We start from the raw sequence: 19,734 nt of genomic DNA on the forward strand, positions 1-19,734 counted from the left end.
GCACCTACTCAGTAAGCTGCACCGCCCAATAAAAACGCCCGGGCGAGATTCGCTCGGGCGTTTTTTTATGCCTGCTTTATAAGAAACAGCAAAAAGGAAATCGCCCGTATGTTGGACACCAATCTTAAAGCCCAGTTGAAATCGTACCTGGAACGGGTCACTCAGCCGATCGAGATCGTTGCTTCCCTCGACGACGGTGCGAAATCCCAGGAAATGCTTGAACTGTTGAAAGACGTTGCCAGTCTTTCCACCCAGATTACTTTGCTCGACAACGGTGACGATGCACGCAAGCCATCGTTTTCGATCAATCGCCCCGGGGCCGATATCAGCCTGCGTTTCGCGGGCATCCCGATGGGCCACGAATTCACGTCCTTGGTGCTGGCCTTGCTGCAAGTAGGCGGTCACCCGTCGAAAGCCAGCGTTGAAGTGATCGAACAGATTCGCTCGCTCAAAGGTGAGTTCAGCTTCGAGACCTACTTCTCGCTGTCGTGCCAGAACTGCCCGGACGTGGTCCAGGCGCTGAACCTGATGGCGGTGTTGAACCCGAACATTCGCCACGTCGCCATCGACGGCGCGCTGTTCCAGGCCGAAGTCGATGAGCGCCAGATCATGGCGGTGCCCAGCATCTACCTCAATGGCGTGAACTTCGGCCAGGGCCGCATGGGCCTGGAAGAAATCCTCGCGAAAATCGACACCAGTGGCATTGAGCGCCAGGCCGAGAAAATCAGTGCCAAGGATGCCTTTGACGTGCTGGTGGTCGGTGGTGGCCCGGCCGGTGCTTCGGCGGCGATATACGCAGCCCGTAAAGGGATTCGCACTGGTGTCGCGGCCGAGCGTTTTGGTGGCCAGGTGCTGGATACCATGGCCATCGAGAACTTTATCTCGGTGCAGGAAACCGAAGGGCCGAAACTGGCCAGCGCCCTCGAGGAACACGTCAAGCAATACGACGTCGATATCATGAATATGCAGCGTGCCACCGCGCTGATTCCGGCGAAGAACCCTGGCGAGTTGCACGAGGTTCGCTTCGAAAGCGGTGCCACCCTGAAGACCAAGGCGCTGATCCTCGCCACTGGTGCGCGCTGGCGTGAAATGGGCGTGCCGGGCGAGCAGGAATACAAAGCCAAGGGCGTGTGTTTCTGCCCGCACTGCGACGGCCCGCTGTTCAAGGGCAAGCGCGTGGCGGTCATTGGCGGCGGTAACTCCGGCGTTGAAGCGGCGATTGATCTGGCAGGCATTGTCAGCCACGTCACGCTGCTGGAGTTCGACAGCAAGCTGCGCGCCGATGCGGTGCTGCAACGCAAGTTGTTCAGCCTGCCCAACGTCGATGTCATCACCAGCGCACTGACCAGTGAAGTGAAGGGTGATGGGCAGAAGGTCAACGGTCTGGTCTACAAGGATCGCGATTCAGGTGAGTTCAACACGATCAACCTCGAAGGCATCTTCGTGCAGATCGGTTTGCTGCCGAACACCGACTGGCTCAAAGGCACCATCGAGTTGTCGCCGCGTGGCGAGATCATCGTCGATGCGCGGGGAGAGACATCGCTGCCGGGGGTGTTCGCCGCTGGCGACGTGACCACCGTGCCGTACAAGCAGATCGTGATCGCGGTGGGCGAGGGCGCCAAGGCTTCTCTCAGTGCCTTCGATCACTTGATCCGTACTTCCGCCCCGGCATAAATCCCGGCGCTGAAAACACAAAACCCCATGATTGATCATGGGGTTTTTGTGTCCGCAAAGCAGGTTTGCCTCTGTGGGAGCGAGCCTGCTCGCGATAAACCTGAGAACACCGCGGGGCACCTGCCAACCCGCGTTGCCGTTGACGACCATCGCGAGCAGGCTCGCTCCTGCAGTGGGCTTGCAGCGGATTTTAGAGCGGCGCAGGTTGAATGATTTCAACCCAATAAGCATCCGGGTCTTTGATGAACGCCAGGCTCTTCATGCGGCCATCGCTCAGGCGTTTCTGGAAATCGCAGCCCAGTGCTTCAAAGCGCTCGCAGGCGGCGACGATGTCGGGCACCGAGATGCAGATGTGACCAAAACCGCGCGGATCGGTGTTGCCATTGTGGTAGGCGAAATCCGCGTCGTTCTCGGTGCCGTGGTTGTGGGTCAGTTCCAGGATGCCGGGGATCGACTTCATCCACTCGGTGCGCGCGGCGGCTTCGGCCGGGACCTGGTTTTTGTCGACCAGCGCCAGGAAATACAGGCTGAACTCGGCTTCGGGGAAATCGCGTTTTTCCACCAGCGTAAAACCCAGGATGCGCGTGTAGAAGTCCAGGGACTTGGTGATGTCCTTGACCCGCAGCATGGTGTGGTTGAAGACGAACTTCTGCGTCGCGGTATCCGGTTGGGCAGTGACGCCGGGGAAGGTGTTCAATTCGTGCAGGCTCATGGGCCCTCCGGGAAATATGTGGGCTAACGAATGGCGACAATGATACGCAAGGGTTCGGACATCACCAAACCCAAACAGTCGGCTATTGCCTGACAGCCGGCCTGGGTTCAGACTTTACGGCTTGATCCGTGAGTGCTCATTGCAATGATTCGACTCCGTAAAGTGCTGTGCATCCTGCTAGGCGTGCTTTCGCTGGCTGGCTTTGCTCGCGCCGATGCGCCAGTGGTGACCTGGCCGGAAGGCTGGCAGATCGAAACCCTGCCTGACTCTGCGTCGGGGGTCAGCCGCCAGCGGGCGGTGAAAAATGACCGCAATGGATCGCCGCTCCTGGTCATGGAACTGACCATGAGCCCGGTGCAAAGCGATCATCAGGTAAACCTCGAAGGCGTATTGCTGGAGATGCGCAAGTCAGTACAAAAAGACTTCTTTCAAGGTGGATATCAAAGTGTCTGCACGCGAATTCATTCGACTACGTTGAGTCGATTGGTCGCGCTGGAAACAACCTGTACCGTCACGCAAAACGGCAGGCATGTGCTTTCGCAAACATTGGTGGCCGCGGTGGATGCCGATAAGGCCTATGTTCTTTCCTACGCAGGGCAGGCCGATGCTTATAAAGCGAGCCAGGGTGAAATAGACGCTGCCCGAAACAGCTTGAAACTTTAGTAAGCGACAGTGCTTTTTTGATGCATGAAGAAAATTTTAGATATCCAAATGGATTAAGCACAAAGTTGGTGGCGGTAAGGTAATTTTCCGGTGTCTGCCTTCGGTTTAGATGGCCCATGAAAAAGCCCTGCATCAGCAGGGCTTTTTTTGTCGCCGCGAGAATTAGCCACGCAACCAGGAATCAACGGTGGCTGCACCGTACTGTTCTTTCCAGGCTTTCAGGCCGCGGTGATTGCCGCCTTTGGTTTCAATCAGCTCGCCGGTGTGCGGGTTCTGATAAACCTTGACCACACGGGCGCGGCGGGTTTTAGGTGCGGCCGCCTGCAGCAGGCCGGATTTTGCCGGATTTGGATCGAGAATGGCGATGATGTCGCGCAGGCTCTTGCCATAGGTTTTCATCAAGCCCTGGAGCTTCTCTTCGAATTCGATTTCTTTCTTGAGCCCGGCATCGTTCTTCAGGGATTCCAACTGCTTGAGCTGTTCTTGAAGGGCCTTTTCGGCTGCACGGAATTCAGCGAGTCTGGACAATATCTTTACTCCAATAGTGTGTTTGGTTGATACCAACCGCAAACAAAGCTATAAGCCAAGAGCCTTGAAGCGACTCGGTGATAGTGGCTCACCCGCCAATTTAGCGCAGGCATGAAAAATTGTAGTAGTTAATTGGTCAAGAGTAAATCCTGTCTTTTTCTTCATGTAACGGTAGTAGTGTCTTGATTCAAATTGGTGCGTGTAGTCGTTGTTTTATCGATTAAATTTTCGAGTTAATGGTCGCTTAATGCACTAATGAATTCCGCACCTGGCATGGGTTTGCCGAACAGATAACCCTGCAGGAAGTTGACCTGGTGAGCGCTCAGGTAATCACTTTGCTCGCGGGTTTCGACACCTTCGGCCACCAGGGCGAGGTCGAGCTTGACTGCCAGTTCGATGATGCTGTCGAGGATGTGGCTGGAGAGTGTGTCGATACCGATCATGGCGACAAAACTCTGGTCTATTTTCAGGAAGTCCACATTGAACTGCCGCAGGTAGCCAAGGCTTGAATGACCCGTGCCGAAATCGTCGATGGCGATTTTCACGCCCAATTCGCGAAGGTGCTCGAACAGTTGCAGGGTGATGGCCGTGGGCTCGATCAGTTCGCGCTCGGTCAGCTCCAGCACCAGATGGATCGAGTCCGGTTCAAACGCATCGAGAAACTCGCGGCAATCTCTGACCAACTCCAGGTCCTGGCAATGGCTGGCGGTGATGTTGAGACCAATGTGAAACGGTTTGTTGAACCTGGCGGATTGCGGCCCGAGCAGGGCGGCGGTTTGTTTCATCAGCGAACGGGTCATCGGCACGATCAGTCCCGAGTGCTCGGCAAACGGGATGAACAGGTCCGGACGTACCAGGCCTTCCTTTGGATGTTTCCAGCGCATCAACACTTCAGCACCGGACCAGCGTTTACTGTCGCCATGCACGACGGGTTGGAAATACGGAATGAACTCTGCGGCTTCCAGTGCCCGTTGCATTTCCTGGGTAGGTGCCGAGGCGCGTTTTTGCAGGAAATGACCGATTGACCCGGCAATCACGCCGAAGAAAATCAGCAAGCTGAACAGGGGTGGATACTCGCTGCTCATGTATCGCCAGGTCTCGCCTTTGGGGAAACCGGCTTGTACGGCAAAAGCATAGCGCCCAGAGGTCAAACGGCTCTGCGCAACGGGCAGTGCCGGCGCAGTACCGGTGTGAACCTTGCCGTCGGCGGACATCCAGTCCGGGCCAACCTGCAGCAACAGCAAGGTATTGCGGCCAATCAAGCGCAGAACATTGCTCAAGTGATAACCGTCGAGGGTCGTCAGCGCGCCTTTTTTGCCTTCACTCAGCCGGTACACCAGCAAAGCGGTGTTGGGTGTCACCGGGTTGCCATTCATGAGCCACAAGGCGCCCTGGGTGTAGTCACCGGGATTGACCTTCTCCTGAAAGTCGCCGAACAACGAGCTGCAATAGAGGTTGTTGTCCCAAACCAGATTGGTTGAGCGTACGAATGGGCGGCGAGTGACCTGCTCGCGCAGTGCCAGATTGACGTCGCTGCAACTCTGGCCAGCCATCGGCAACAGTTCATGAGCGGCCTGGGCGGTGTTGTCGAGCATCAAGTCGAATTGGCGAACAGCGTCTTCGGCGGTTTGTTCGGTGTCTTGCTTGAGTGCACGCCCTGCCTGCACGTAAAGAATGGCGGCCCCCAGCAGCACCGGGAGCAACCCACTGATCAGGGTGACCGCAATTTTTGTGCGGCGACTGCGGGTTTTGGCTTTCAGTGGCATTCGCGAATCCTGTCACGAAGTAGTAAGGCTCTCAAACACTGGCAGGGCAATACGCCTCCCATGAAGAGTTCGAATATGGGCCATGATAGTTGGCCCTTGGCGGTTATGCCGCTCAACCCAGGTCGAGACTTTCGGCCACCTTGATAAAGGCCAGTGTCGCCGGAGATGCCTGGCGTCGATCGAGTACCGCCAGGCCAACCTGGCGCAACACCGCCGGCGACAGCGGTTTTTTCACGCAGCGGCTGTCAATGTGATTGGGCAATGAACCTTCGGCAACCACCGTCACCCCGTCGCCACGAGCGACGACATCCAGGGTGCTCATCAACTGCGAGCAGCGATAGCGGATGTTGGGCGTCAGTCGGGCCGCAGTGAACAGACGTGAAACCAGCTCCGATGAACCGGCCTCGGTCAGTACAAACGGGGTGCGACACAGGTCTTTCAGGCTCAGGCTGTCGTAACGGGCCAACGGATGTCCGGCGGGCAGCAACGCGACCATCTGGTCTTCGATCAGCGCGACCGTGTCGAAACGCTCCTCGGGCAACACCACAAAGCCGATGTCGATCCGTCGCTCCTCCAGCCACTGCAGCACCTGGCGGTCGGGGCCTTCGTCGATATGCACCTCGATGCCGGGATGAGTGGCGCGGTATTGCTGCAGAATCAACGGCAACAATTTGATCGATGAGGTCGGGCCGAAGGAGCCGATACGCAATGTGCCGCGTTTCATACCCCTCGCGTCGGCCGCTTCCTGGCGCAGGGTGTTGGCCAGGCCCAGCATCGCTCGGGCGCGCAGCAACAACTGCTGGCCAATGTCGCTCAACTCGATCCGGGATTGATGCCGGAGCAACAACTCGACACCCAACTCCTGCTCCAGGGACTTCAAGGCATGGGACACCGCCGATTGGGAAATACCCAGGCGATTGGCCGCTGCCGTGAAACCGTGGAGTTCGGCCACGAGGGAGAAAATCTCCAGTTGAGTAAGGGTCATGAGTGTTTACTCATTTTACGATGACTGACTATTAGTCGAAGGATACGTCATCTTTCCGACATGCGGTCCTGGAATCTATGGCGATCTGCGAGCAAACCCTGTCAAAACCCTCGGATCTGCCGGTGTACCTGAAACTGGCGGCGGTCACCATGGTGTGGGGCGGCACCTTCGTTGCCGGACGCTATCTGGCCGGCAGCCTCAGTCCGCTGCTGGCGGCCAGCCTGCGGTTTCTACTGGCCAGCGTGGCGTTGCTGCTGTTTGTACGCATGGCGCGGATAACGCTGGTCCGGCCAAGCCCCCGGCAATGGCGGCAATTGCTGTTGCTTGGTTTTTTCGGGATCTATTTTTACAACCTGTGCTTCTTTTATGGCCTGCACTACATCAACGCTTCGCGGGCCTCTTTAATCGTCGCGTTGAATCCAGCCGTGATCGGCCTCGCTTCCTGGCTACTGTTCAAGGAGCGCCTGAACCGGGCCAAAGTTGTCGGTATTGCCGTTTGTATCGCGGGTGCGGGCGTAGTGATCGTCAGTCGCAACCCGCAATTGTTGACCGGGGGTGCCGACGCCTGGCTCGGTGATCTGCTGATTTTCGGTTGCGTCCTCGGCTGGGGTGTCTATTCGCTGTTCTCCAGAGAACTGAACCAGACCCTGGGACCTGTGCAAACGGTGACGTATTCGATTCTGCTGGGCACCGTGATGCTCTGGATGACCTGCATCGTGCGCGATGAGGTGAGTGTCGCCGCGATCACCCAGTTGGGGGCGCAGCAATGGTTGAGCCTTTTATACCTGGGCGTGCTGGGATCGGCGCTGGCCTATATCGGCTATTACGACGGCATCCGCAAAATCGGCGCGACACGTTCCGGAGTGTTCATTGCCTTGAACCCGCTGACGGCGGTGATCCTTGGCGCGCTGCTGCTGGATGAGCCATTGACGCTGGCCATGTGCCTGGGCGGCGGGCTGATTCTGGCAGGGATTTTCCTGTGCAATAAACCCCTTGCACGAGGAGGGAAAAAGGGGATTTGATACAGAAGGCGGACAAACTGATTTACGCTGTGTAGAATCGGGTTACGCATACAATAATAATCGTCTTCTGGCAGCAGAAGCCTCGCCCGCAAGAGCCTTGGGTCGACAATGAAGATATTCGGGTTTCAACTGATCTACGGTGACTTTCTCGCCCGCAGCGTGCGGGGCATCTCCTGCGCGCCACCCACCGGTCTCAGCATTGCTTACAACTAACCTTTGTTAATTGATAAAGAATGATGAGGCGCCGACCATGGCAGATTTATACGAAAACCCAATGGGCCTGATGGGCTTTGAATTCATCGAGCTCGCATCGCCGACCCCGAACACCCTGGAGCCGATCTTCGAGATCATGGGCTTCACCAAGGTGGCGACCCACCGTTCCAAGGACGTGCACCTGTATCGCCAGGGCGCGATCAACCTGATCCTCAATAACGAACCCCACAGCGTGGCCTCGTACTTTGCCGCCGAACACGGCCCGTCGGTGTGCGGCATGGCGTTCCGCGTCAAGGATTCGCAAAAAGCCTACAAGCGAGCCCTGGAAATCGGCGCCCAGCCGATCCACATTGAAACCGGCCCGATGGAGCTGAACCTGCCGGCGATCAAAGGCATCGGCGGCGCGCCGCTGTACCTGATCGACCGCTTCGGCGAAGGCAGTTCGATCTATGACATCGACTTCGTGTTCATCGAAGGCGTTGACCGTCACCCGGTCGGCGCTGGCCTGAAGATCATCGATCACCTGACTCACAACGTGTATCGCGGTCGCATGGCCTACTGGGCCAACTTCTACGAGAAACTGTTCAACTTCCGCGAAATTCGCTACTTCGACATCAAGGGCGAGTACACCGGCCTGACCTCCAAGGCCATGACCGCACCCGATGGCATGATCCGCATTCCGTTGAACGAAGAATCGTCCAAGGGCGCCGGGCAGATCGAAGAGTTCCTGATGCAGTTCAACGGCGAGGGCATCCAGCACGTTGCTTTTCTCTCCGATGACCTGCTCAAGACCTGGGATCACCTGAAAAGCATCGGCATGCGTTTCATGACTGCACCGCCGGAGACTTACTACGAAATGCTCGAAGGCCGTTTGCCGAACCACGGCGAGCCAGTGGGCGAGTTGCAGGCACGGGGCATCTTGCTGGACGGTTCTTCCGAGTCGGGCGACAAGCGTCTGCTGCTGCAGATCTTCTCGGAAACCCTGATGGGGCCGGTGTTCTTCGAGTTCATCCAGCGCAAGGGTGACGACGGTTTCGGCGAAGGCAACTTCAAGGCACTGTTCGAATCCATCGAGCGTGACCAGGTGCGTCGTGGTGTTCTCTCTACCGACTAAGCCGTTACACCGATAAAACTGTGGGAGCGGGCTCGCTCCCACATTTGTCTTGCGTGGACTTAAGGTCTGCGCTGCCGCACCAGATGCTTGAACCCTTCAAACACCAGCACCAGCACGGCCATCCAGATCGGGATGTAGGTCAGCCATTCGCCGGCCTTGATGCTTTCTCCCAGCAGCAACGCCACCCCCAGCAGCAACACCGGTTCGACGTAGCTCAACAAGCCGAACAGGCTGAACGGCAGCAGGCGGCTGGCAATGATGTAGACCACCAGCGCCGACGCACTGATCACGCCGAGCAGCGGGATCAACAGTGACAGCCATGGATACTGGTCAAACACGCCAAAACCTTGCGCGCCGCTCTGAACGAACCAGAACGCCACCGGCAGCGTCAACGCCATGTCCAACCACAGTCCACCGAGATTGTCCGCCGCCAGCCGTTTGCGCAGCACGAAGTAGGTCGGATAGCCGATGCAGACCAGCAAGGTCGCCCAGGAAAAACCACCAACCTGGTACACCTCGTTGATCACGCCCAGGCAGGCGAACACCACGGCGATTTTTTGCAGATAGGACAGGCGTTCGCCATAGGCGAGGCGACCGGTCAGGACCATGGTCAGGGGCAACAGGAAATAACCGAGGGACACATCCAGGCTGTAACCGTTCAGCGGTGCCCACATGAATAGCCACAACTGCACGCCGAGCAGGGCAGAGGAGAGAATCAGCGCGCCAATCAGTTTCGGATTGGCAATGGCGCGCCGAACGATCTCCAACACGCGCTTCCACTCGCCGGACACCACCATGAATACGGTCATGCACGGCACGGTCAGCAGCATGCGCCAACCAAAGATTTCCACGCCGCTCAAGGGAGTGAGCAGCGACGTGTAGTAATACATGACGGCAAACAGCACCGAGGCTGAAACCGATAGAGCGATACCTTTAGACAAGCTGTCCTCGCGTGATTTTGAGTGAGAATGAAACGGGCGCAGAGGATACGTGGTTTTTCAGACGAATATTGACCGATCAATCAACACGGATCCTGTGGGAGCTTGCTCGCGATAGCGGTATACCAGCCAACATTGATGTTGAATGTAAATCTGCTATCGCGAGCAAGCTCGCTCCCACAATGGGTCACATGTTCATTCAATTGTTGCGCGGTTTTCGACCGGAGACAAAATGGCTCACATCATTGAACCCCGGCGTCGATGCATGCCCCGGTGTCACTAGCGAATCGATGAACGCCTCGTCCTCGGCCGTGATCTGCACCGCCTGCGCCTTAGTGTAGGCGTCCCATTGCTCTTCGGTACGCGGCCCGACAATGGCCGAGGTCACGGCGCCGTTGTTCAGCACCCAGGCAATCGCGAACTCAGGCGCGTCAGGCTGGCGTCGAGACCGTTGAACAGGTGCTTGCGGCTCAGGCCGCTGCGGTTGGGGACGCCGTCCACGGGACCGAAGGTCTGGTGGTGCTTAGGCGCGCAGCGTGCGAGTCATGCGCAACGCCAGCAGACTGCCGCAGACAATCACGCCCGCCAGCAGATACAACGCCGCATCGGTCGAACCGGTGCTGTCCTTGACCCAACCCACCAGGTACGGGCTGAGGAAGCCGGCCATCTGCCCCATGGAGTTGATCAACGCCAGGCCACCCGCGGCGGCGCCGGCACTGAGCATTGCGGTCGGTACCGGCCAGAACATCGGCAGGCCGGTGAGGGCGCCCATGGTGGCGATGGTTAAACCAAGAATCGCGATGGCTGGGTTGGCGGCAAAGTTCACCGCGATCAGCAGCCCCAGCGCTCCCATCAGCATCGGTACCACCAAATGCCAGCGACGTTCTTTGCGCAGGTCCGCCGACCGGCCGACGATCAGCATGAACACCGCGGCGAGCAGATACGGAATCGCACTGAGCCAGCCGATCACCAGATTGTCGCTGAAGCCCAGGTTCTTGATGATCGATGGCAGCCAGAAGTTGATCGCGTATACGCCACTCTGGATGCAGAAGTAGATCAGGCCGAAGGCCCAGATCGCCGGGTTCTTGAACACCGCCAGCAGCGAATCAGTCGTGGTTTTTGGTTTGTTGGCCAGGTCCTCAGCGTGGTCGGCTTCCAGCACCGAACGCTCGAACGGAGTCAGCCACTTGGCGTTGGCGTAACTGTCGCTGAGCAGGAAATAAGCCAGGGCGCCGAGGACGACGGTCGGAATGCCTTGCAGCAGGAACATCCACTGCCAGCCAGCGAGACCGCCCTGGCCAGCGGCGAAGTGGTTGAGAATCCAGCCGGAGAACGGGCTGCCGAGCAGGCCGGACACCGGGATCGCCGACATGAACAGCGCCATGATGCGGCCACGGCGGAAGGTCGGGAACCACTGCGAGAGATACAGCACCACGCCCGGGAAGAAGCCGGCTTCGGCGGCGCCGGTGAACAGGCGCAGGGTATAGAACTCGGTCGGCGTGGTGACGAACAGCAGGCAGGTCGACAGCGTGCCCCAGGTGATCATCATCAGCGCGATCCAGCGTCGCGGGCCGAACTTGGTCAACGCCAGGTTGCTTGGCACGCCGCACAGCACGTAACCGATGAAGAAGATGCCGGCACCGAGGCCGTACACGGTTTCGCTGAACTTCAGCGCGTCGAGCATCTGCAGTTTGGCAAATCCAACGTTTACCCGGTCGAGGTAGTTGAACAGGTAGCAGATGAAAATGAAGGGGATCAAACGCAGGGTAATGCGCTTGTAGACGGCGTTTTTGTCGTCAGCGATGGCCTCGGACGCTACGGCGCTCTGTGTCATGGCGGCTCTCTCTTTATTATGATTTTTTGCGATGCAAAGGGTAACGTTGATCGCCCAGAGAGTCTCGACCACCCTCAGGGTGGCTGTCTTTGTGCCTGAGCACAGGGTTTGCCACCAAAGGCCTGTGCGGGTGAACAACCCGTCCCATCACCGTCTTCAAGGATCACTGCATGTTCGAACTCGATCACGACCTGGCCCAGGACATCGTCGACCGGGCAATGGCCATCCTGCCGTACAACGTCAACGTCATGGACAGCCAGGGCCTGATCCTGGGCAGCGGTGAACCGGAGCGGGTCAACACGCGGCATGAAGGCGCGCAACTGGTCCTGGCCAACGGCCGGGTGGTGGAGATCGATGCGCAGACAGCGATTCATCTCAAGGGCGTGCAGCCGGGCATCAACCTGCCGCTGATGCTTGATCAGCGCCTGATCGGCGTACTGGGTATCACCGGTGAACCCGAGCAACTGCGTACCTATGCCGAACTGGTGCGCATGACCGCCGAAATGCTGGTAGGCCAGCGCAACCAGCAGGCCGAACAGCAATGGCGGCGCCAGCGCTGCGATGATCTGCTGGCGCTGCTGCTCAGCGAAACCGGGGACTCTCCGCGACTGGTCGATGAAGCGGCCCAGTTGGGCCTCAAGCCACAAATGACCCGGGTGCCGTACCTGTTCGAGCTGGGTCAGGAACACGCACCGGGGCAAACCGTCGAGGCACTCAGCGCCTGGTTGACCAGCCGTCATCCCGACAGTTGGTGCGTGAGTTCGGCCAAGACCTCGTTGCTCTGGTGCCGGCCGGCCGGCCAGTCGGTGGAGAACGAGCGCTTGCTGGACAAACTCGACGGCCTGGGCTGGAACATCCTGCGCATCGCCGTGGGCGGGCAAGCCGACGGGCTGGCAGGTTTGCGTCGCTGCTATCGTCGGGTCGGTGACTTGCTGGCCTACGGACGCGAGGTGCTGCCGCGCTCCCGATTGCTGACGCTGAACCGCTACCGGCTGCCGGTGATGCTCTGGCGTCACCGCAATGACGACGCGCTCGACGAGTTGCTCAATCCGCTGCGCAAGGTCATCGCCAAGGACAGCAACGGCCAGTTGCTGGCGACCCTGCGCAGTTGGTGCGAACACGGCGGCCAGAGTCAGGCCTGCGCCGATGCCCTGGGCATTCATCGCAACAGCCTGCGGTATCGCATGGAGCGGATTGCCGAGCTCAGCGGGGTTGATCCGTTGCGGCTGGACGGCATGCTCGCGTTATACCTCGGCGTGCAACTGCTGCCACAAACGGACCAACGCGATCCCGTGTAGGAGCTGGCTTGCCAGCGATGGCGTCCTCAAGGCCAGTACAAAATCCACTGGCCTCTCGCTGGCAAGCCAGCTCCTACAGAGGCCTGTGTGAATCATCGGGTTTTGTAGAAATGAACAATAATCCTCATCGGCGCTTGTGCAGCCGACCGGCGTTATTGTTCATGGCGGCTGGCAGCATGTGGACATTGGAACTGGAGAATTCCCATGAAAATCGTGATCGCCCCCGATTCGTTCAAGGACAGCCTCAGCGCTCAAGGCGTGGCCGATGCCATTGCATTGGGATTGGCGCAGGTGTGGCCGGATGCACAACTGATCAAATGCCCAATGGCCGACGGTGGGGAAGGGACCGTCGAGTCGATTCTTGCCGCGTGCGAAGGCGAGTTGCGCCGCACCGTGGTCCGCGGGCCGCTGGGAGCCACGGTGGATGCCGCCTGGGGTTGGTTGCCGCAGAGCCACACCGCAATCATCGAAATGGCCGAGGCTAGCGGTTTGCAGTTGGTCCCGGTGGCGCAACGGGATGCGTGCATCAGCAGCACCTTCGGTACCGGGCAATTGATCCGCGCCGCGCTGGATGCCGGTGCACTACGGGTGATCCTGGCGATTGGCGGCAGTGCAACCAATGACGGTGGCGCCGGTGCGATGCAGGCCCTGGGTGTGAAACTGCTGGACGCCCAGGGGCAGACGCTGTCACCGGGCGGGCTCGCACTGGCGCAATTGGCGCGCGTCGACCTGAGCGACCTTGATCCGCGTCTGGCACAGGTGCGCTTCGACATTGCCGCCGACGTTAACAACCCGCTGTGCGGCCCCCACGGAGCCTCGGCTATTTTTGGCCCGCAAAAAGGCGCCTCGCCCGTACAGGTCGAACAACTGGACCAGGCACTGGGGCACTTTGCCGACCATTGCGCGACCGCCTTGGGCAAGGACGTTCGCGACGAACCGGGCAGCGGCGCGGCGGGTGGCCTGGGGTTTGCCGCCAAAGCGTTCCTGGGCGCGCAATTCAAGGCCGGGGTCGAGGTGGTTGGCGAACTGGTGGGCCTGGACAAGGCCGTTGCAGGCGCCGATCTGGTGATCACCGGCGAGGGACGTTTCGATGCGCAAACCCTGCGCGGCAAAACGCCGTTTGGTGTGGCGCGTGTCGCCAGGCAGCACGCCGTACCGGTTATCGTCATCGCCGGCACGCTGGGCGATGGATATCAGGCGCTCTATGAGCATGGCATCGACGCTGCGTTTGCCCTGGCAAGCGGGCCGATGACCCTGGAGCAAGCCTGCGCCGAGGCGCCGCGCTTGCTGCGTGAACGGGCGACCGATATCGCGCGTGTCTGGCGGATGGCTGTTCGCTGGGGCTGAGGGTTTTTCTGTGGCGAGGGGGCTTGCCCCCGTTGGACTGTGAAGCAGTCCCACTTTTTGCCTGGTAAATCCCGTATACGTATTGCGGCTGCTGCGCAGCCGAACGGGGCGGTGCGGCGTTCCGACAAGCCCCCTTGCCACAAAAGCTCCGCGGGCCGATTTAGTGGTGGAATTAAAAGCCATGGTGGCGCGTTTCGTGATTTGAGATAGGGTTGTGGCTGGGAGCACACGCGCGACAGGAGACAGACATGCGCTATTCAGCCTTGACCCAACGAATCGCCGGTGACGGAGCGGCGGCCTGGCAGATTCACGATCGAGCACTGCAATTGCGCGAACAGGGCGTGGATGTCCTGCTGCTGTCAATCGGCGACCCCGATTTCGATACGCCGCAACCCATCGTCCAGGCCGCCATCGCCAGCCTGTTGGCCGGTGAAACGCACTATCCCGAAGTGCGCGGCAGTCGAGGGCTGCGCGATAGCATTGCTCGCCGGCATCGGCAACGCAGTGGTCAGGTGGTGGATGCCGAACATGTGATCGTCTTTCCAGGCGCGCAGTGCGCGGTGTATTCGGTGGCGCAATGCCTGCTCGATCCGGGCGATGAAGTGATTGTCGCCGAGCCGATGTACGTGACCTATGAAGGTGTGATCGGCGCGTGTGCGGCCACAGTGGTCCCCGTGCCAGTGCGCCCGCAGAACGGGTTTCGCGTCGATCCGGCGGATGTCGCGGCACGGATCACGGCGAAAACACGCGCCATCCTGCTCAACAGTCCGAACAATCCATCCGGCGCCAGTTTGTCACTGTCGAACTGGCAGGAATTGGCGGCGCTGTGCATTCGCCACGATTTGTGGCTGATCAGCGATGAGGTTTACAGCGATCTGCTGTTCGAAGGCGAACACATCAGCCCCGCGAGCCTGCCGGGCATGGCCGAACGGACGGCGACGATCAACAGCCTGTCCAAGTCCCACGCCATGAGCGGTTGGCGGGTTGGCTGGGTGATCGGGCCCAAACCCATGGCCGGGCACCTGGTCAATTTGTCACTGAGCATGCTGTTCGGCATTCCGGATTTCGTGCAGAACGCTGCGCAGTTGGCACTGGACCGGGACTTGCCGGAAGTGGCCTCGATGCGCGAAGAGTATCGCCAGCGTCGTGACCTGGTGTGTGCAAGTTTGGGCCAATGTCCGGGCCTCAGGCCGATTCGTCCGGATGGCGGCATGTTCGTGATGGTCGACGTACGCCAGACCGGGTTGTCGGCCCAGCGCTTCGCCGAACGCCTGCTGGAGGACTATGGCGTGTCGGTGTTGGCCGGTGAAGCCTTCGGCCCGAGCGCGGCGGGGCATATCCGCATCGGGTTGGTGGTGGACCAGGGCAAACTGGCGGATGCCTGCCGGCGCATTGCCTTGTGTGCGGCGGATTTACTGGTCGCGCGCCGGGCCTGAAAGACGCCGAATACTTCAGCCCCTCCACGCCCCAACATTCACCAGATTCACCGGACGTTCACCCGCCAGCGCCGCCAACAGGTTGTCCACCGCGCATCTGGCCATGGCCTCCCGTGTTTCATGGGTAGCCGAGCCGATGTGCGGTGTCGCCACAACGTTGTTCAACTGCAACAACGGTGAGTCCTGATTCAACGGTTCGCGTTCGAATACATCCAGCCCCGCCGCGCGAATTTGGCCCGCACGCAAGGCTTCGATCAGCGCTGTTTCGTCCACTACCTTGCCCCGTGAAATATTGATGAAGATGGTCTCTGGACGCATCAGGGCGAACTGTTCTGCACCGATCAGCCCTTCGGTTTCAGCAGTCAGCGGCAATGTCAGGCAAACGAAATCGGCTTGTTGCAGTAGCTCCGGCAGACTGCGGTAGTGCGCATTGAACCGTTGTTCTACCGCCGGTTTCGGTGACTGACTGTGATAGATCACCGGCATGCCAAACCCGAAATGCCCGCGCTGCGCGAGGGCCTCGCCAATGCGGCCCATGCCAATGATGCCCAGGGTTTTGCCGTGCACGTCGCTGCCGAAATGCGTGGGGCCGATGTTGCGTGTCCACTTGCCTTCGCGAATCATGTTTGCCAGTTCCACTACGCGCCGGGCCGTTGCCAGAATAAGCGCGAAACCAGTGTCGGCAGTGGTTTCTGTCAATACATCCGGCGTGTTGCTGAGCAGGATGTGCCTCTGGGTCAGGTAGTCGATGTCGTAGTTGTCGACACCCACCGAGACGCTGGCAATGGCTTGAAGGTTGGGCGCCAGATCGAGCAGTTCGGCATTCAGTTTCAGGCTGGCCCCCAGCAAACCCTGAGCGCGGGGCAGGGCATCGCGCAGTTTGCCCAGGCCCTCGGCATCAAGGTTTTCGATCAGCGTCACTTCGGCCTGCTCGTGCAGGCGAGCCATCAACAGCGGCGAGAGTTTCTTGTACAGGACGACCTGCTTTTTCATCTTCGAGATCTCAACTTCAATTCAGGAATGTGCCGTGGCAGCGCGCGTTACCGTGGCCGTGGGCCGCTCCCGATCGCTGGCGCCGGGCTTGAGGAAAATCGTCAGCAGCACCGAGAACATCAGCGCGCCACTCATCAACAGATACGAGGCACCGGGCGAGCCGGTGGAGCTGTTCAGGTAACCGACCAGATAGGAGCCGCCAAAGGAACCGAGGGCGCCCATGCTGTTGATCAGCGCCATGGCGCCGCCCGCGACGTTGGCCGGAAGGATCTCTGGAATGATCGCGAAGAACGGTCCGTAAGGCGCGTACATGCAGGCGCCGGCAATCACCAGCAGGGTGTAGGACCACCAGAAGTGTTCGGCACCCAAGGCGTAGGAACCGTAGAAGGCAATTGAGGCAATCAGCAGGGGTGGCCAGACGAAACGTTTACGTTTTTGCAGCTTGTCCGAACCCCAGGACACCAGCAGCATGCCGATCACCGCCGCCAGGTACGGCAGCGCCGACAGCCAGCCGGCCTGGATCATGTCCATCTGCGCGCCGGCCTTGAGGATCGACGGCAGCCACAGCACGAAGCCGTACACGCCAATGCTCCAGCAGAAGAACTGCAGGGCCAGGATGATCACTTTGGGTGAGCGGAACGCTTCGGCGTAGTTTTTCACGGCCTTGATGCCGACTTGTTCGGCGGCCAGTGCGCTTTCCAGATCCTGCTTTTCCTGATCGTTGAGCCACTTGGCTTGTGACGGACGATCATCGGCCAGGCGCCACCAGATGAATGCCCACAACACCGCTGGCAAACCTTCGATGATGAACATCCAGCGCCAGCTGTAATGCTGCACCAGATAGCCCGAGACCACCGACATCCACAGCATGGTCACCGGGTTGCCGAGGATCAGGAAGGTGTTGGCTCGCGAGCGTTCGGCGCGGGTGAACCAGTGGCACAGGTAGATCAGCATCGCCGGCATCACTGCGGCTTCGACCACGCCAAGCATGAAGCGGATGACGATCAGCCAATAGGCATTGGAGACAATCCCGGTCAACGTCGCCAGGCTGCCCCAGAGGATCAGACTGACGAAAATCAGCTTCTTCACACTGTTCTTCTGCGCGTAGATCGCGCCAGGGACCTGGAAGAAAAAGTAGCCGAGGAAGAACAGCGCGCCGAGCATCGACGACAGCCCTGGTGTGATCATCAGGTCCGCCGCCATGCCGGACGCGGCGGCGAACCCATAGTTGGCGCGATCCAGATACGCCAGGCTATAGGTGATGAACACGATGGGCATGATGTACCACCAGCGGCGGGTGGCGAGTGTTGCGGTTTTCATGGTGGTGCTCCTGAGCTTGTTGTTTTTGTCGCAGCAGGTAACGGTTTGAATCTTCAGTGACTGTGCTGGCCTCATCGCGGGCAAGCCCGCTCCTACATTCACGTCCGGCACAAATCCTCTGTGGGAGCGAGCTTGCTCGCGGTGGCGGCCTCAAATTCGCTGACCATTTCGGCGCGGGTCGGCAACCCCTCCATATCCCCCCGGCTTTGCACCGCCCGGCTGCCAATCCAGTTGGCCCGTTGCACGGCCTCGACAACGCTATGGTTTTCCAACAGCGCGCTGATCATGCCGACGGCAAAACCATCGCCGGCGCCCACCGTGTCGACCACCGTTTCCACCGGCACGCCAGCCACGAAACCTTGATCAAAATGTGTGCGGTAGTAAGCCCCGTGCGGGCCAAGCTTGATCGCCACGGCTTCGGCGCCCTGATCGAGGTAGAAGGCGGCGATGTCAGCCGGGTCCTCAAAACCGGTGAGCAAGCGACCTTCGCTCAACCCCGGCAGCACCCAATGGGCGAGGGCGGCGAGGCGGTTGATCTCGGTGATCATTTGTCGTTCGCAGGCCCACAGGCTCGGGCGCAGGTTCGGGTCGAAGGACACGCTGCGCCCGGCCTCGCGCATGCGGGTCATCAATTCGAACGACATCTGCCGCGCCGACTCCGACAGCGCCGGGGGAATGCCGGTGGCGTGAAGATGTCGGGCCTTGAGCAACTCGGGCACGATCGAGTGCGGCGACAAGTGACTGGCCGCCGAACCACGACGGAAGTACTCGACCACCGGATCGCTGCCATCGTCGGTGCGCGACTTGAGTTGAAAACCAGTCGGGTGGGCGGCGTCGATGTCGACGTGGCGGCAATCCAGACCTTCTTTTTCCAGGGTGTCGACCACGAACCGGCCCAACGAATCGGCACCGACACGGCTCAGCCATGCCACGTTGAAGCCCAATCGGGAAAGGCCAATGGCGACGTTGCTGTCAGCGCCGGCAATGCGTTTGTGGAAAGCGCCTACATTGGCCAGATCACCCGCCTGCTCGGCGACGAACATCGCCATGGTCTCGCCAAAGGACAGAATATCGATCTCAGACATGAGCACTCTCCAGCTGCGATTGGCCTAGGTGGGCGAGGGCCGCGACGTGCTCGGTGGTCAGTTGCACCAGGTCATCGCCTTGCAGCGGATACTCCGCAGCCCGCATAACGCCCTGGGCCATGTGCCGCAGCAATTGTTCCCACTGTTGCAGGTCACTGACGGCGGGCGCGATGGCGACCAGTTTGCCGTCGGCACGACGCGTGACCGCCTTGCAATGCACATAACCGACGTGGCGACCAAGCAACCGCGCGGCGCTGGCGGCGCACTGGTCCTGCCAGTGCCAATTGCCGATATCGAAGGTCATTTTGATCGGCAGCCTGTGCTGCTCGACGTCCGCGAAAAAACGCTGGAAGGGTTCAATGCGGCCGCCGTGCAGGGTCTGGTCGTTTTCCACCAGCAACTGCACGGTGCTTTCGCCCAGCACGCGGGCGAGGGTTTGCAGATCGCTGTTTTCGGTGAAGTAGCCCAGCGACACCTTCAGCCATTTGGCGCCGAACGCCCGGGCGCGTTGCAGGGCAGTGATCAGTTCGGGGTTGGGCCTGGATTGCCCGGCCAGCCATAACTCCATTGGCGACGAATACACGCTCTCAAGACCTTCTGCCTGAGTGGCATCGGCCAGTTGAGCGGGGTCCTCAATGGTCAGCAGTTCTTCGCGCCACTCAATGCGCGTGGCGCCGGCGGCGGCGAGAATCCCGACGAAGCTGCCTTGGCCGCGTTGACGCACAAGGTCGGCGCCGTAGCTGGAAAGGCTGATGGAAACGGCTGGTCTGTTCATTGTTTTTATACCTCTGAAACCGGTTTCATTT

General features: G+C 59.7%; 17 protein-coding genes and 1 pseudogene. 7 read left to right on the top strand and 11 right to left on the bottom strand.

Going from position 1 to position 19,734, the window contains the following annotated elements:
• The first annotated feature begins 108 nt into the window (after positions 1-108).
• On the top strand, positions 109-1,674 hold the full coding sequence (gene ahpF, locus B0D71_RS01800; protein WP_103393197.1) for an alkyl hydroperoxide reductase subunit F: 1,566 nt from the start codon (positions 109-111) through the stop codon (positions 1,672-1,674).
• A 190-nt stretch (positions 1,675-1,864) separates the two neighbouring features.
• Here ahpF and gloA read toward each other — a convergent pair whose 3' ends face one another.
• Positions 1,865-2,386, bottom strand: coding sequence for a lactoylglutathione lyase (gene gloA / locus B0D71_RS01805; protein ID WP_103393198.1), 522 nt, complete (start codon positions 2,384-2,386; stop codon positions 1,865-1,867).
• A 144-nt stretch (positions 2,387-2,530) separates the two neighbouring features.
• On the opposite strand from gloA, the gene B0D71_RS01810 reads away from it, so the two are divergent.
• Positions 2,531-3,049: a DUF4946 domain-containing protein gene (locus B0D71_RS01810; RefSeq protein ID WP_103393199.1), complete on the top strand. Its 519-nt coding sequence runs from the start codon at positions 2,531-2,533 to the stop codon at positions 3,047-3,049.
• Positions 3,050-3,211: 162 nt separating this feature from the next.
• Here the strand turns inward: B0D71_RS01810 and B0D71_RS01815 are convergent, their stop codons facing one another.
• From B0D71_RS01815 to B0D71_RS01825, 3 genes are all read right to left on the bottom strand, one after another.
• The gene (locus B0D71_RS01815) at positions 3,212-3,577 is read right to left on the bottom strand and encodes a histone-like nucleoid-structuring protein, MvaT/MvaU family (RefSeq protein ID WP_008051761.1); all 366 of its coding nucleotides are present in this window, start codon (positions 3,575-3,577) and stop codon (positions 3,212-3,214) included.
• A 233-nt stretch (positions 3,578-3,810) separates the two neighbouring features.
• Positions 3,811-5,343: an EAL domain-containing protein gene (locus B0D71_RS01820; RefSeq protein WP_103393200.1), complete on the bottom strand. Its 1,533-nt coding sequence runs from the start codon at positions 5,341-5,343 to the stop codon at positions 3,811-3,813.
• A 112-nt stretch (positions 5,344-5,455) separates the two neighbouring features.
• On the bottom strand, positions 5,456-6,328 hold the full coding sequence (locus tag B0D71_RS01825; RefSeq protein ID WP_103393201.1) for a LysR family transcriptional regulator: 873 nt from the start codon (positions 6,326-6,328) through the stop codon (positions 5,456-5,458).
• A gap of 77 nt (positions 6,329-6,405) precedes the next feature.
• Here B0D71_RS01825 and B0D71_RS01830 point away from each other — a divergent pair, with 77 nt between their 5' ends.
• On the top strand, positions 6,406-7,350 hold the full coding sequence (locus B0D71_RS01830; RefSeq protein ID WP_103393202.1) for a DMT family transporter: 945 nt from the start codon (positions 6,406-6,408) through the stop codon (positions 7,348-7,350).
• A 250-nt stretch (positions 7,351-7,600) separates the two neighbouring features.
• Positions 7,601-8,677: a 4-hydroxyphenylpyruvate dioxygenase gene (gene hppD, locus B0D71_RS01835; RefSeq protein WP_103393203.1), complete on the top strand. Its 1,077-nt coding sequence runs from the start codon at positions 7,601-7,603 to the stop codon at positions 8,675-8,677.
• 59 nt (positions 8,678-8,736) lie between these two features.
• Here hppD and rarD read toward each other — a convergent pair whose 3' ends face one another.
• The 3 genes and pseudogenes from rarD to B0D71_RS01850 all read right to left on the bottom strand — a co-directional run bounded on the left by rarD (position 8,737) and on the right by B0D71_RS01850 (position 11,449).
• Positions 8,737-9,618, bottom strand: coding sequence for an EamA family transporter RarD (gene rarD, locus B0D71_RS01840; protein ID WP_103393204.1), 882 nt, complete (start codon positions 9,616-9,618; stop codon positions 8,737-8,739).
• Between the two features lie 196 nt (positions 9,619-9,814).
• Positions 9,815-10,042: pseudogene (locus B0D71_RS01845) on the bottom strand (aldo/keto reductase); the annotation flags it as partial.
• Positions 10,043-10,138: 96 nt separating this feature from the next.
• Entirely contained in the window at positions 10,139-11,449 is a 1,311-nt protein-coding gene (locus tag B0D71_RS01850; RefSeq protein ID WP_103393205.1) for an MFS transporter, read from the bottom strand.
• Between the two features lie 170 nt (positions 11,450-11,619).
• On the opposite strand from B0D71_RS01850, the gene B0D71_RS01855 reads away from it, so the two are divergent.
• The 3 genes from B0D71_RS01855 (at position 11,620) to B0D71_RS01865 (ending at position 15,530) form a co-directional block, all read left to right on the top strand.
• Positions 11,620-12,747, top strand: a complete 1,128-nt coding sequence (locus B0D71_RS01855) for a sugar diacid recognition domain-containing protein (protein WP_103393206.1) — start codon at positions 11,620-11,622, stop codon at positions 12,745-12,747.
• Between the two features lie 204 nt (positions 12,748-12,951).
• A complete protein-coding gene (locus B0D71_RS01860; RefSeq protein ID WP_103393207.1) occupies positions 12,952-14,094 on the top strand; it encodes a glycerate kinase in 1,143 nt (380 codons plus the stop codon).
• 248 nt (positions 14,095-14,342) lie between these two features.
• Positions 14,343-15,530, top strand: a complete 1,188-nt coding sequence (locus tag B0D71_RS01865; protein ID WP_103393208.1) for a pyridoxal phosphate-dependent aminotransferase — start codon at positions 14,343-14,345, stop codon at positions 15,528-15,530.
• Between the two features lie 15 nt (positions 15,531-15,545).
• Here the strand turns inward: B0D71_RS01865 and B0D71_RS01870 are convergent, their stop codons facing one another.
• The 4 genes from B0D71_RS01870 to B0D71_RS01885 all read right to left on the bottom strand — a co-directional run bounded on the left by B0D71_RS01870 (position 15,546) and on the right by B0D71_RS01885 (position 19,703).
• Positions 15,546-16,523 carry a 2-hydroxyacid dehydrogenase gene (locus B0D71_RS01870; RefSeq protein ID WP_103393209.1) on the bottom strand — a complete coding sequence of 326 codons (978 nt, stop codon included), beginning with the start codon at positions 16,521-16,523 and terminating at the stop codon, positions 15,546-15,548.
• A gap of 21 nt (positions 16,524-16,544) precedes the next feature.
• Positions 16,545-17,843: an MFS transporter gene (locus B0D71_RS01875; RefSeq protein ID WP_103393210.1), complete on the bottom strand. Its 1,299-nt coding sequence runs from the start codon at positions 17,841-17,843 to the stop codon at positions 16,545-16,547.
• Positions 17,844-17,941: 98 nt separating this feature from the next.
• Positions 17,942-18,928 (bottom strand): sugar kinase, encoded by a 987-nt coding sequence (locus B0D71_RS01880; protein WP_103393211.1) that lies wholly within the window; start codon positions 18,926-18,928, stop codon positions 17,942-17,944.
• Positions 18,921-19,703 carry a sugar phosphate isomerase/epimerase family protein gene (locus B0D71_RS01885; RefSeq protein WP_103393212.1) on the bottom strand — a complete coding sequence of 261 codons (783 nt, stop codon included), beginning with the start codon at positions 19,701-19,703 and terminating at the stop codon, positions 18,921-18,923. Before B0D71_RS01885 ends, B0D71_RS01880 begins: the two co-directional genes overlap by 8 nt.
• Positions 19,704-19,734: the final 31 nt, after the last annotated feature.

Source organism: Pseudomonas laurylsulfativorans, from assembly GCF_002906155.1.
Classification (GTDB): Bacteria; Pseudomonadota; Gammaproteobacteria; order Pseudomonadales; family Pseudomonadaceae; genus Aquipseudomonas; species Aquipseudomonas laurylsulfativorans.